At 37.9% G+C, this 13,874-nt stretch carries 9 protein-coding genes; 1 reads left to right on the top strand and 8 read right to left on the bottom strand.

The annotated features are described in order from the left end of the window. The 5 genes from VLZ86_RS03105 to VLZ86_RS03085 all read right to left on the bottom strand — a co-directional run. The coding region (locus VLZ86_RS03105; protein ID WP_325448616.1) for an NAD(P)H-binding protein at positions 1 to 667 on the bottom strand (667 nt) is incomplete at its 3' end. Positions 668 to 831: 164 nt separating this feature from the next. Beyond that, positions 832 to 1,251, bottom strand: coding sequence for a response regulator (locus tag VLZ86_RS03100; RefSeq protein WP_325448614.1), 420 nt, complete (start codon positions 1,249 to 1,251; stop codon positions 832 to 834). After that, positions 1,238 to 5,014: a PAS domain S-box protein gene (locus VLZ86_RS03095; RefSeq protein WP_325448612.1), complete on the bottom strand. Its 3,777-nt coding sequence runs from the start codon at positions 5,012 to 5,014 to the stop codon at positions 1,238 to 1,240. The genes VLZ86_RS03100 and VLZ86_RS03095 overlap by 14 nt, the downstream gene beginning before the upstream one ends. 231 nt (positions 5,015 to 5,245) lie before the next feature. Further along, a complete protein-coding gene (locus tag VLZ86_RS03090) occupies positions 5,246 to 6,556 on the bottom strand; it encodes an ABC1 kinase family protein (RefSeq protein WP_325448610.1) in 1,311 nt (436 codons plus the stop codon). After that, positions 6,557 to 7,213, bottom strand: coding sequence for a TetR family transcriptional regulator C-terminal domain-containing protein (locus VLZ86_RS03085; RefSeq protein ID WP_325448608.1), 657 nt, complete (start codon positions 7,211 to 7,213; stop codon positions 6,557 to 6,559). 224 nt (positions 7,214 to 7,437) lie between these two features. Here VLZ86_RS03085 and VLZ86_RS03080 point away from each other — a divergent pair, with 224 nt between their 5' ends. After that, positions 7,438 to 8,283 carry a DUF2911 domain-containing protein gene (locus VLZ86_RS03080; RefSeq protein ID WP_325448606.1) on the top strand — a complete coding sequence of 282 codons (846 nt, stop codon included), beginning with the start codon at positions 7,438 to 7,440 and terminating at the stop codon, positions 8,281 to 8,283. 80 nt (positions 8,284 to 8,363) lie between these two features. On the opposite strand, the gene VLZ86_RS03075 is transcribed toward VLZ86_RS03080, so the two are convergent. The 3 genes from VLZ86_RS03075 to VLZ86_RS03065 form a co-directional block, all read right to left on the bottom strand. Then, on the bottom strand, positions 8,364 to 9,344 hold the full coding sequence (locus tag VLZ86_RS03075) for a Gfo/Idh/MocA family oxidoreductase (protein WP_325448604.1): 981 nt from the start codon (positions 9,342 to 9,344) through the stop codon (positions 8,364 to 8,366). After that, positions 9,331 to 11,022, bottom strand: coding sequence for a sodium:solute symporter (locus VLZ86_RS03070; protein WP_325448602.1), 1,692 nt, complete (start codon positions 11,020 to 11,022; stop codon positions 9,331 to 9,333). The genes VLZ86_RS03075 and VLZ86_RS03070 overlap by 14 nt, the downstream gene beginning before the upstream one ends. 165 nt (positions 11,023 to 11,187) lie before the next feature. Then, entirely contained in the window at positions 11,188 to 13,713 is a 2,526-nt protein-coding gene (locus VLZ86_RS03065) for a PIG-L family deacetylase (RefSeq protein ID WP_325448600.1), read from the bottom strand. Between the last annotated feature and the right edge of the window lie 161 nt (positions 13,714 to 13,874).

Here is a 13,874-nt window from a genome sequence, read left to right as displayed (position 1 = left end):
CAAAATTGAGCAACATGTCTTTATAGGTCATGGTTTCAGGACCAAAGACATCAAAGCTTTTATTGTATAATTCTTCTCTGCCCTTGGCTTTTGACAAAAATGACAAGACATCCCTCACCGCCAAGGGCTGTGTTTTGGTATTCAACCATTTAGGAGCAATCATAACCGGTAGTTTTTCCACCAAATCCCTTATGATTTCAAAAGAAGAGCTTCCTGAGCCGACAATAATACCTGCTTTGAATATCGTAAGTGCATAATTATCAGATGCCAATAGGTCTTCCACATTTTTACGCGATTGCAGATGCTTTGACAAATGTGCTTCATTGGTGATGCCACTCAAATAAATGACTTGTTTGACTTGTGTCGTATCAAAATATGCTTTGAAATTTTTTGCGCAATCCGCTTCCAGTTTTCCGAAATCATCAGAGGTGCTGGACATGGAGTGGATTAAATAATAAACCACTTCTATATCCTTAGGTATATTTTGGAGTGTTTCCGGTTTGAGAAAATCGGCTTCCACAATAGAAACGTGGCCATCTTCGAGAAGATTTCTGTCCACTCTCAATTTATCCCTTATGGCACAGACCACATCATGGCCTTCATTAATAAGAATGGGAATCAGTCTTTTTCCAATATAGCCAGTAGAACCTGTAACAAGAATTTTCAAGAGAGTGTAAATTTTATTTAAAGATACAAAACGTTTAACAATATTATTTAAATGTTAAACAAATAATCTAAAAGTCTGTGTAATTAGAGGAAATAATTTTAAAATGAGGATGATTTTAATAGTTAGAAGCGACTTTTATTGCGTTCTGAATGTAGAATTAAATCTTATTCCTTGAGAGATTGACCCTGATTTTCAAGTTCTTCCATCAGCTGCTGAATTTTGGAAACGGAGAATGGTTTTACAATATATTTACTGACCATTTTGTAGCTTTTGGCTTTTTTAATATCGCGACTATCGACAGATGAGCTAACAATATATATAGGAATATTTTTTGCAGTAGGAATTTTTACAAGTTCATCCAGCAATTGCCATCCGTCCATAAGCGGCATATTCAGGTCCAATAAAATGACATCTGGTACATTGGAGTTCATTTGTAATTGAGGGAGTAAGTTATCAAAGGCGTCCTTTCCATTTTTATAGACCAAAAACTTAAGTGAAAACTGAACGGTTTCCATCATTTTCTTTGTTCCGAATCTAAAGATAGGGTCATCGTCAATGATACATATCGTATTAATTTTTTTCATCTTTAAAATATATTGTGAAGGTGCTTCCAATATTTGGTTTGCTTTCAACTTCAATGGTGCCGCCCATGGCTTCAATCTGATTCTTGCTGATAAACAGTCCAATACCTCTAGCGTCTTTATGCTCATGGAATGTTTTGTACATCCCAAAGATCTTTGAGTCATTTTTCTCCAAATCAATTCCCAAACCGTTATCCGTAATGCTAAGGTAAGTCTGGCCACCCTTTTGTCCTGCTTTTATCTCAATTTTTAAAAGTCGGTAAGGAGACCTATATTTTATGGCGTTGGTAAGCATGTTAAGGACAATGCTGTCTAAATAAGAGGGTACAGCATATACCATATAGTCTTCTCTAACCTTAATGGTCATTTCACCATTAATTTGACTTAAGGTGCTTTGAATGTTTTCTATGGCTTTATTAACGCGTTTTCTTAAGTTCTGTGGTACAAGTGTATCTTTTATGAGCTTGTTAATTTCGACAATTTCACTCAAATGTTGTACCGTCTCATTCATATTGATGGAGGCTGATTTGATGTGTTTAAATAGCTCGTCATCCCATCTTTTTTTGTTGCTGAGTTCAATCAATTCTAACATCATGGACAGGTTTCCTGTATGAGAACGTAAATTATGGGAGACGATATAGGCGTAATTTTGGAGCCTGTTGTTATGTTCTTTAAGACTTTCAGTCAGCAGTTTTTTATCGGTTATATCGCTAACCTGCAACACTAAATGCGTCGTTTCTCCCTTATCATTTTTTACAGCTGAAATGGAGAGAATGGCCCAAATTAAATGTCCATTTTTATGGAAGTAGCGTTTTTCCTGTTGAAAACTTTCGCGCTCCCCATTTAAAACTTGTGCCAGGAGCTTATTTGAGAGCTCTAGATCTTCCGGATGGGAAATAACACTTTTCTCAAGCCTGGTCATTTCCTCCTCTGTGTAACCGAAAGTTTCACAAATTACCGGATTGACTTTGACGATTTTGCCGTTTAAATCCAATAATGCCATTCCAATAGGAGCATGCCAAAAGGTTTGTCTAAACTCCTCTTCGCGAAGCACAATCTCCCGTTGCGCTTTTTTGAAATCATCAATATCCTGAACTAAGCCATGAATCATTTTGCAAGTTCCGTTCTCAAAATCGGAGATTCCCAATAAACGCATCCATCGTAAGCCCTTGGTGGTTTTCAACGGAATTTCAATATCGAAATTCGTACCGTGGCGTAGAGCTTCTTTAACCAGGTTGGTCAGTTGTTCTTGATTGTTATCAAGCGCAAAGTAAGAAATGAATTCACTAAAATTACGCGGCGTAAACTCTGTATTGCCCAGTAATCGGCCCAGATTTTCGTTCCAGTATAAATTTTTGGTTTCTGGATCCATTTCCCATGAACCAATTTTTGCCAATTTATTGGAACGTTCTAAACTTTCCTTATAGGTTTTTAATAGAAGTTGATTTGTTTTGGATTCGGTAATATCAACCACTTGAGCGACCATGTGCGTAAATTGATTATAGTCATTCCTTACAGCCGAAACGGAGACATTGGTCCAGATAATATGGCCTTTTTTATGTAAGAATCGTAAATCGTCAGTAAAGTTTTCAATCGTGCCATGGATCAAATCGCTCATTAATTTAATGTTGTTCTCAAGGTCGTCACTTAAGGAAATATCTTTGATTCCAACCTCTTGCATTTCTTGCATGCTATAACCAAAAATGTCACACAAACTTTTGTTTACATTCACGGCTTTGCCACTAAAATTAATCAATGCCATCCCTGCTTTAGCATGGTTAAAAGTAGTACGCCACTGTTCTTCTTTAATGGCAATAGCTAATTGCGCCTTCTTAATGTCATTTATATCTTGAATAAGACCGTAAAGCCGAGTGCATTGGCCATTCACAAACTCTGATATACCTATTATTCTTATCCATTTTTGCTTTTTACCATAGGTTCTTGCAAGCGTCTCGATATCAAAACTTACCCCTTCTTTTAACCCTTTGTTTAAGGCGGATTTTAAAAGATCTTTTTGTTGCGGCGTGCTAGTGAAAAAATCAATGGATTCATTAAAATTGGGAACATACTGATTTTTGGTCCTTAAGATTTTATGCATGGACTTGCTCCAGGTCACGGTATGATCACTTATATTGATTTCCCATGAACCAATTTTTGCTACATAATTGGACCGCTCAAGTAAATCTTTATAATTGATCAACAGCAATTCATTCGTTTTTCGATCGGTAATGTCTTGAACTTGAACAACAAAGTTGGTGGTTTCACTCAACTCGTTTTTAATGGACGAGACCGATATTTGAGTCCAAATGGTATCACCATTTTTATGTATATAACGTTTATCCAGTTTAAAACTCTCGCGTTTTCCTTTTAAAAGTTCGGTGACAAGATGGTTGGAAAGACCTTTGTCGTCAGGATGGGAGAACTTGTTGAAATTGTTTTGTAAGAGCTCTTTTTCGGTTTGGCCCAGACATTCACATAAACTTTTATTGACTTGCGAAATATTGCCTTTTAAGTCTATAATAGCCATGCCTACCGGGGCATGTGAGAATGTCTTACGAAAGAGTTCTTCCTTTAAGGCGAGTTTTTTTGTTGCAATGGTCTTCTCATGAATGTTTTGAAAAAAGCCAAATAAGCGTGTGCATTTACCATTATGGAATTCTGAAACACCGATGGATCTTGTCCAGATCACTTTATTATCAGAGGTGATAGATTGCAGCTCTATGTCGTAATTCTTACCTTTTTTAATTGCGTTTTCAAATGACTCAATGACTCTTTGGCGACTTTCACCTTCCTTGAAGAACCCAACAACATCAGCAACCGTTGGTTCAAACGACATTGGAACGCCAAACATTTTTTTAATTTCCGTACTTAAATAGACTTTATCGCTTTCTAAATCGACTTCCCATACACCAATTTCCGCAGCTTGATTGACACCTTCTAAGAGGTTTTTATATTTCTCTATTTGTAGTTCATTGTTCTTTTTATCTGAAATATCATAGAGTATGCCTCCCAAAGATTCCGGTTGGCCAGTGCTGGTGTACTTTATTACTTTTCCAATCGTGGCTACCCACATCCAGTCACCATTCTTAATCCGCATCCTGCATTCACTTATAAAGCAAGAGGATTTAGAAGTAATATGTTCTTCAAGTAACTGTCGTGATTTTTCGATGTCGTCGGGGTGGGTGAGCGCATGCCAAATATCAATTGCAAAATTATTGAGTTCTTCAACGGAATAACCAATGATAGTGGCCAAACTTTCATTACATATTGATTTTCCCGTAACTAAATTACTTTCCCATGTGCCTATGGCACCATCGTTCAAGATCTCATGGGCTCTTTTATGGCGATGGTTAAGTTCTAATTCTGTATTTCTTTTATTGGCGATATTTTTAAATGCAATAAAAATAAATTCAAGACCATTTTCTGAATTCGGTTTGAAATAGATATGGCACTGCATCCATAAGACGTCTCCCTTCTTATGAATCAGTCTTAGGTCTTCATGGATTCCAATGTCTTCTTTTCCGCAAATGGAAGTAAGCTGATCTTGGAACTTATTGACATCGTCAGGGTGGAGGACAGTCTCCCAATGGAGCTTCTGGTTAGGTTCATAACCCAGTAAAAGCTTGAACTTCTTACTGATATAAAATTTGTCGGGATGAGATTTTTCGCAATACCAAGCACCGTCATAGAGTTCAGAATTGAATAGCTCATAGATGGTCGAATCAACAATTGAGAATTGTACTGATTGGGGATTTATATTGATCAAATTAGTTAGTAATTTGGCAGGTTTCAACAGGCTAAAGATATCTATTATTAGCTGGAAAACAACAAAAATCCATAAAATATGCTAAAAAGCGTTTTAGCACTTTATCTCAGATTTTTGACACTTGGTCTTGTTTACTGTTGATAAGTGAGGAAAATTCCTGCCAGAAACCTCGGTTGGCCGCATTATGACAGCTCCCTATTTCACCTAAATTCCTTTAAATTTAGGTGGTAATTATAAGGTTTTGTAATTATTTATTTTAAGATCCTTGGCCTTTAAATCGAACATTAAATTATACAGCCCAAAGAACGTGCGATTCATGTAAATAAAATGCTTGGAACCTCGGTTGCCATTCATTTTTCTCAATTCGGTGCTTTTAGAATAACGTTGTCCAAGTTCTGCGATCTTGCCGAAAAAGTCGGCATCAGAGAAGTCAAAAGTCTCCGTATGAAATGGCTGTGTAAACAGGCTTAATAGTTCATGGAACATCTCCGAGAAAAACTGTACTTCTTCTTCAGTATCGTCTTCCCGCAGGATTTCCAATTGATATAGTTTTGAGATAAAGGTGGATTCATCTCTAATGTTTTCCGGTGTTGCCAACTCAAAATAGGGCACATAAAAATCGTCGGGAATGACTTTCATGCAACCAAAATCCAACGCCACCAAATTATGATCTTCATTCACCAGGAAATTCCCGGGATGTGGATCGGCATGCACTTTTTTGAGGACATGGATTTGAAACATGTAAAAATCCCAAAGGGCCTGACCCAGTTTATTGGCTATTTTTTGGTTGGTATTACGGGCTGTAAACTCCGAAAGATGTTCTCCTTCCATATAATCCATGGTGATGATTCTTTCAGAAGATAAGTCTTCATAATATTGAGGAAACAAAAGGTTTGGAATGTGAGCACACGCTGCAGCAATTTCTTTGCTCTGTTGCATTTCCAAAATATAATTTGTTTCCTCAATAAGCTTTCCTTCAACTTCCTTAAAGTATTTGTCCGAATCAGTGCCCTTAATATTGAACATTTTCATGGCAATAGGTTTAACCAGCGCTAAATCAGATGAGATACTTTCGGCAACTCCAGGATATTGGATTTTCACAGCAAGTTTTTTCCCGTTTTTTTCTGCAATATGGACTTGTCCAATACTCGCAGCGTTTACAGAAGTTGTGTTGAAGGAGTCATATAATTCATTTGGCGGCTTGCCAAAATAGCTTTTAAAAGTTTTTATGACCAATGGCGGCGACAATGGTGGAACGGAAAATTGAGCCAACGAAAATTTCTCTACGTAGGCCTGTGGCATGATGCTTTTTTCCATACTCAACATTTGTGCAACTTTTAGAGCGCTGCCCTTAAGCTGCTTTAAACTGTCATAAATATCTTCAGCATTGTTTTCATTCAGTCTTGAGCGTGCTACATCTTCAGTCTTGGTCAATTTGTCACCATAATATTTCAAGTAGTTGACGCCAACCTTTGCGCCGGTAGAAACCAATTTTGAAGCTCTCTGGATTTTTGATGTGGGGATTTTATCTATTGTTTTCATCTATTTTTTGTACATTTTTTCCTTGAAGAGAAATTTCCCAAGGTCAATCACGCTTTTCAAAGGGGTTATGTTCAAAACATCAAAACTTGTGTTGACTGATTTTTCAATGAAGACATCCGTCTTTTCAAAAGAAGTAGAGGTGTCGTCCATCCAAAATTTTATGGTCAATAACAATTGTACCCAGGCAGATTCTTGCAAAGCCCGACGTTGGAGTTTATCAAAACGCTCTTCTTTAATATCTAAGGTTTCAATATTCAAACTCTCGATATATTTTGTGAAGCCCATTTTCAATTCGGTTAAGACCGATAGATTTTTCAAGGCGTTTTTATGTTGTTGCAGCGTAAAAAGTACATAACTTCTATTGGCTGTCAAATTCTCGAAAAACGTAAAATAAAAGCTTAATAGTTTATGTCGGGCATCAAATAAATGATACTCTTCACTTTTATTCAAAAGCTCTAAGGTAGTATCAAAGAGTTCTTTAAAAATGCGTTTTTCAATGGCTTCAAAAGTTGCAAAATGTTCGTAAAACTTAGATTCTTCAAAGTTATTGGCCTTAGCAAATATATAAACGGATTTAGGTTGTGCACCGTATTCTAAAACATAATCCATATAAAAAGAGATGATGTTTTGATCAGAGATGTTTTTCTTTTTAGCCATGAGGTTAATTTTGAGGTAAAGGTACAAAACGTTCAACCTTTTATGTTTAACATTAAACAAAGTTTAACAGTGGTTTAAGGTTTTGTATTGTTTTTATAAAGGAATGCATTTCAATTAATTAGGTTGTCCAGAAGATTAAATTTAGGTTTTCATTAACAATTGAGGGTTTTAAAAAATGTAATTTTACCTTTTGAACAAAAAAAATCAACTAAAAATAAATTATCATGAAAAAAATTATGCTATTTTTTGGTGTTTTAGGAATGACCTTTACCACACAGGCCCAAATTCAAACACCGCAACCGAGCCCGTTTTCTAAAGTGGAGCAAACCGTAGGTTTGACTGACGTAACTTTAGAGTATTCTCGTCCGAATATGAGATCACGTACTGTTTTTGGCGATTTAGTGCCTTACGGAAAAGTATGGCGCTTAGGTGCGAATGAGAATACTAAAATCACTTTTAGCACGGATGTTACTGTTGGAGGAAAAGAGTTGAAAGCCGGAACTTATGCGCTTTTTGCAATTCCTAACGAAAACAATTGGGATATCGTATTTTATTCAAGTGCTGAAAATTGGGGAGCACCTCAAGAATTGGATGAATCAAAGATTGCTGCTAAAGTTAAAGCAGACACTTATAAATTACCAATGAATATTGAAACCTTCACGATGACTTTTGATGACTTGACGAGTAATGGAGCAACTCTTGGAATGATGTGGGCAAATGTATATGCCGGTGTGAAGTTTGAAGTGCCAACCGATAAGATTGTCGCCGCTTCGATTGATAAAGTGATGAACGGTCCTGGTGCAGCTGACTATTATGCTGCCGCTGCCTACTACTATCAAGAAGGAAAGGATATCAATCAAGCCAAAACCTGGATTGACAAAGCCATGTCTATGAATTCAAAACCAGCATTTTACCAATTGAGACAACAGTCTCTAATTTATGCAAAGGCTGGCGACAAAAAAGGAGCGATAGAATTGGCAAAGAAATCCTTAAAAGCTTCAGAAGAAGCAGGTAATGCTGATTATGTTAAAATGAACAAAGATTCCTTGAAAGAGTGGGGAGCTAAATAAATAGAAATTAAACACACATTGGACAAAGCCTTGCAGTCAACTGTGAGGCTTTTGTTTTATAAATATTCTATAGCAATTTGTCAATCGTAGTTTAGATTGATCAAATGTCTGACGTCATCTAAAATCGACATCAAATCCCTGCTGAAATCAAAAGTCATTATCGGACTTTCTGTTTTGTTGTTTCGTAACAATTCATTGAAATGCTCGGTTTCATAACTATAACCAAGGGTACGACAGTCAAAATCATGTGTGGTTTGTTTTCCGCCATAGGTTATGGTTACTGTGGAAGGTCTATGGAACTGCCCATTAATTTTAATGATGCCCTTTTCACAATAAAAAATCGCTTCCGTTGGTGTTTCTTCTAAAAATGAGCTTTTCAAAAATGCCTTGACGCCATTATAATAATTAAAGATGATCTTACAGGATGCATCTACGCCATTATCAAAAAACGTAGCTTTGGCATCTACGTCAACCGGCCTACCTAAAGTAGATAAGGCCGCAAAGATAGGATAGATCCCAATGTCCAGTAAGCTGCCACCACCAAGCGATTTGTTAAAAACCCGAGAATGCATATCCATCTTTGGCTGAAAACCAAAATCGGCTTCCAGTTTATTAATAGACCCATATCTTCCCGTCATCAATTCCTTTATTACAAACTGATAATGCGGTAGAAAATACGTCCATAGCGCCTCCATCATTAATACGTTATTGTCTTTGGCAACCGCAATCATCTCTTCAACCTCCTGAAGGTTCATGGCCAAGGGTTTTTCACATAACACCGCCTTTTTATGGTTTAAACATAAAATGGCATATTCTTTATGAGAGCTGTGCGGGGTGGCTATATATACCGCATCAATATTTGTATCTGCAACCAGGCTTTCATAATCGCCATAAGCCTTGATGGCATTATATTGTTTAGCAAATGAATTTGCCTTTTCTTGATGTCTTGAGGCCACTGCATAAAGTTCGCAATGAGCAACCTCTTGAATATCCTGAGCAAATTTGTTGGCTATTTTACCGAGACCGATAATACCCCAACGTATGGTTTTAGGCGTGTTCATTTATTAGTGAATTAAGGGATTGAAGTAAAAAAGCGATTCCGATGACCAGGGCACATCCAAACAAATTGAGCCATAAATAAGGCATCCAATCGTAATACCAGCCAATAATCACGATGGCTTGGGTAATTAAAGCTGCCGTAAAAACGGCGTTGCCCTTCACATATTTGAAAAAGAAGGCCAAAAGGAAGATTCCCAAAACATTGCCATAGAAAATAGAGCCGATAATATTGACCAATTGGATTAAATTATCCGCCAAATAGGCAATAGAGGCAAAGATAATGGCGATAATCCCCCAACTTAAGGTTAGCCATTTTGAAACTTTTAAATAGTGGTCTTCATCTTTGTCCTGCACAAAACTGCGCTTATAAAGATCCATGGTTGTCGTGGAGGCCAATGCATTAAGTTCACTGGCAGTACTGGACATGGCGGCACTTAATATAACTGCCAATAAAAGACCAATTAAACCACGAGGCAGATTATTTAAAATAAAGTGAATGAACACGTAGTCTTTATCATTAGTTTCTACCGAAAGCGTCCGTTCTTTATTGGCTTTGCTAATCAATTCTTTGGCAGCGTCCCTGTTGGCCCTATCGCCCTCATTATAGGAAGTAATCTGATGGGCTATCGCCTCACTTCTTGATTCGGCGTAAGCATGCATCAACTCCTTTTTCTTAGTAAAAATGTCATCTTGTTCGTTTTGTAATTGGCTGTATTCTTCAGCATACGAAGAGTTCATGACCGTCTCTGTGGCCGCGGGATTGAAGTTGATGGGCGACGTATTGAATTGGTAGAACACGAAAACCATCACCCCAACCAATAAGATAAAAAACTGCATCGGTACTTTTAGTAAGCCATTAAAAATCAATCCCATTTGCATTTCCTTGACTGATTGTCCTGAAAGATAACGTTGCACCTGGCTTTGATCTGTACCAAAATAGGAGAGTGCCAAAAACGTGCCCCCAATAATTCCGCTCCAAAAGGTATAGCGATTATCGAAATCGAATGAAAAATCGAGGATTTCCATTTTTCCACTGGCCCCGGCAATTTCCAATGCCTTGGTGAACGTAATGTTTTCTGGAAGGTAACTTACGATGAGAAAGAACGCAACAAACATGCCCGTAAAAATGACTGCCATTTGATGCTTTTGGGTAATGCTGACGGCTTTTGTGCCGCCAGAAACGGTATAAATAATTACCAAGACTCCGATGATGATAATGAGCAAATTCAAATTCCATCCTAAAACTGCCGAGAGGATAATCGCAGGGGCATAAATGGTGATCCCCGCCGCCAATCCGCGTTGGATCAAAAATAAAATTGCGGTCAGACTCCGTGTTTTGAGATCAAACCGATTTTCCAAAAACTCATATGCCGTATAGACTTTGAGGCGGTGATACAAAGGAATAAAGACCAAACAAATGATGATCATGGCAATGGGCAATCCAAAATAGAATTGGACAAACCCCATGCCATCATGAAACGCTTGGCCAGGTGTTGAGAGAAACGTAATTGCACTGGCTTGGGTTGCCATAACGCTTAAGCCAATAGTCCACCATTTGGCTTCATTTCCACCTTTTAAATAATCTTCCACATTCTTATTGCTATTTCTCGTTTTCCAAGTGCCATAGGCAACAATGGAAACAAGTGTTCCAATAAGTACAATCCAATCTAATGTCTGCATCTTAGAAGGATTTCATGATAAAATAAAACAATAGGATATAAATGGCGTTGGCAACCAATACCAAGGTGTATGATTTTTTCCATCGCTCTTTTGGTGGTTGTTTCGTTGGTTGGTTCTGCATAGTTTATATTTTGTTTTTTTGGTGAAAGCGGTCAAGCATAACCCCTAGTCTTTTAGTTGAACATCTCTTTTAATCGTTTCTTTTCCTACAGATAGCATATTGGCAAATAAACGATAGGCGCCAGCGACACCTTCGGGAAATTCCCTAAAAAAGCTCAATCCTGTATAAATATAGTGCCCTTTTCCAAATTTGGCCACTAATAAGCTGCCTTCTTTTGGAGGTTCATTTTTATCATGCATGGATAATAACGGCGTAAACTCTTTTGACCATTTGTTCGGAAAATAAAGGCCTCGTTCTTGCACCCAACCTTCAAAATCTTTTTGGGTAATCTTGTTCGGATAGTTGAGCAGCTCGTTAGTGGTGTTCAATAAGCGGACTTCCGAATTTTCGTCGGTAACACGATCTCTTGATAATTCTAATGGATAAGGCGCCAATTGATCTACAATAAGATCGCCGTTGGTATTGTACTGAACAATTAAATTCCCTCCTTGTTCAACAAAATCGAATAATTGTTTCTGCTTGAATTTTAAGGCATCCACGGTATTATAAGCTCTAATTCCAACCACAATAGCATCAAATCGGTTGAGGGTTTCAGCATTGATATCTTCTGGTTTAATGATAGCCACATTATAGCCAATTTGTCGTAAACTCTCCGGAACGGCATCTCCAGCACCTACAATATAGCCAATGTTTTCACCCTTTTTCTTGATATCCAATCGCACGACCTTACTTTCATTTGGCAATAAGACCATTTGAAATGGAATATGCTCATAATCGATTTCCACCAATTTTTTACTAAAAACGTCTTTGCCTATATACACCTTGGGTGTCAATACACCTTCGCTCTGATTTTTTGGAGGTATCACCGTAAAGGTCAGGATCTGTTCTTCGCCTTTATTTATGATGGCTATATTTTGTTTTTCAGGAAACACTCGCCACCCTTGAGGACGGTCTAATTGCACATACCCTTCCAACGCATTCTGATTGGCTTTGACGATCACTTGAATGTCCTTTTGTTGGGAATCCGCAAAAATAATCACGGGCTCAGCAATATGGGAAGACACTATAGGGACAATTTCAAAAGGTTTATAAACTTCACCTTTTACAGGATCGTTGGTTTTGTAGATGATGGTTTTTTCATAGGCTAATGTTTCTCCTTCAATGGAAACATTAAAGGTGGCAGTCATCTCTTTAGGCGTTTCGGGCAATCCAATGAGGCTTTGATCATCCACTTTGTACATCCCCAAAGTACCTTTGGTTTCCAACCAATATGGGGTGGAATAGGATGCGGTTGAAGGAATGTTTAATTGCGATTTAAATTGGTGGGATTCATTGAATTTCAGATCTGTATTTTTTTGAATTCGTGTACCATCCGATAGGGTTATAGAAGTTAATACCATGTTCTGGGAGCTGCGGTTAATGGCTTCCAAGTTCAATGAAACCGTGCTATTTGGGGTAGCAAGATGGGATGCTGCAGCGGCTTCCAAAAATAAGCCGGCACAAGCAGCTATGACATTTTTAAGATCTTCGGATTTGATGGTTTTCCAATGTGAATTTTCGAGTTTTTGAACCATTTTATAAGCTTCTATCAATTTTGGAATGGAAGCTGACGGATTTTTGAAATTATAATTGGCCTGAACCGTTTTCAAAATGTCGCCAATAGGTTGTCCACCATTGACGCGATTCCAACTGGTATCTATGCCTTCAAAAATATTGTTTCTGTCTGTTGGAGCGTCACCTTTTATAAGTTCTAAATATTCAAAGTCGCTCCCACGAGTTCCTGTGTTTCCAAAACCCTGCGACTTGTGCGCACTGCGGCTCAATGCCGCAATTTCAGGATTTGACAGCCCTAGAGCAGGATAGAAATCGCCCACTTCCACCGCATACTGATTTGTTTTGTCGGCAGCATCAAATTTTTCCTTACTTCCGTAAAACCACCAAGAGGTATTAAAAAACTCACGTTTCGGTTGCCAAACCGCAACAGATTTCAATTGATTGGGGAATTTAGAGTGATCAGCGGCATCATCAAAAGCTTTCATGCTCAACATTGCTGAGCTTGTATGGTGCCCGTGGGTGGTGCCTGGACTTCTATGATCAAATCGATTGATAATGATATCGGGTTGGAAGTTGCGGATGGCCCAAACAACATCGCTCAATACCTCCTGTTCATTCCAAATGGCCAAGGTTTCATCCGGATGTTTGGAATAGCCAAAATCATCGGCTCTTGTAAAAAGTTGAATACCGCCATCTATATGTCGTGCGGCCAATAATTCTTGGGTCCTGATCACTCCCAAAAGCTCCTTAAGTTCCGGCCCAATAAGATTTTGTCCACCATCTCCACGGGTTAACGATAGATACGCCGTTCTTGCCTTAACTTCATTGGCCATATGAGAGATAAGACGCGTGTTTTCATCGTCCGGATGTGCGGCAACATACAGCACCGATCCAAGAAAATTTAGCTTTTCTATGGCTTGGTAAATTTCTGAACTTGTAGGTTTTTTAGGCTGTTGTGCTTGGCTGTAAAAGCAATAAAAAAAAGTGATTAAAATAAAAAAATATGGCTTGAACATTTTTTGGACATTAGGGTATTCCTCAAATATAAAAAAGAAGCATCGTAAATTCCGATTTTAGTTTTTATTTAACTCAAAATATTGGTAGATTTTGATTCCATAGAAGTTCCGTTTCAAAAGGAAATTAAAGCGGGATTGGTGAAAAACGGCCTCTATTACGT

The organism is Gelidibacter sp. (assembly GCF_035515035.1).
Lineage (GTDB): Bacteria > Bacteroidota > Bacteroidia > Flavobacteriales > Flavobacteriaceae > Gelidibacter.
This window is presented reverse-complemented; position numbering and strand designations above follow the sequence as displayed.

Bases quoted from the DNA above. Each gene is read 5' to 3' on its own strand.
- VLZ86_RS03100 (WP_325448614.1), bottom strand. From the start codon at position 1,251: ATGAAAAAAATTAATACGATATGTATCATTGACGATGACCCTATCTTT.
- VLZ86_RS03090 (WP_325448610.1), bottom strand. From the start codon at position 6,556: ATGAAAACAATAGATAAAATCCCCACATCAAAAATCCAGAGAGCTTCA.
- VLZ86_RS03085 (WP_325448608.1), bottom strand. From the start codon at position 7,213: ATGGCTAAAAAGAAAAACATCTCTGATCAAAACATCATCTCTTTTTAT.
- VLZ86_RS03080 (WP_325448606.1), top strand. From the start codon at position 7,438: ATGAAAAAAATTATGCTATTTTTTGGTGTTTTAGGAATGACCTTTACC.
- VLZ86_RS03075 (WP_325448604.1), bottom strand. From the start codon at position 9,344: ATGAACACGCCTAAAACCATACGTTGGGGTATTATCGGTCTCGGTAAA.
- VLZ86_RS03070 (WP_325448602.1), bottom strand. From the start codon at position 11,022: ATGCAGACATTAGATTGGATTGTACTTATTGGAACACTTGTTTCCATT.
- VLZ86_RS03065 (WP_325448600.1), bottom strand. From the start codon at position 13,713: ATGTTCAAGCCATATTTTTTTATTTTAATCACTTTTTTTTATTGCTTT.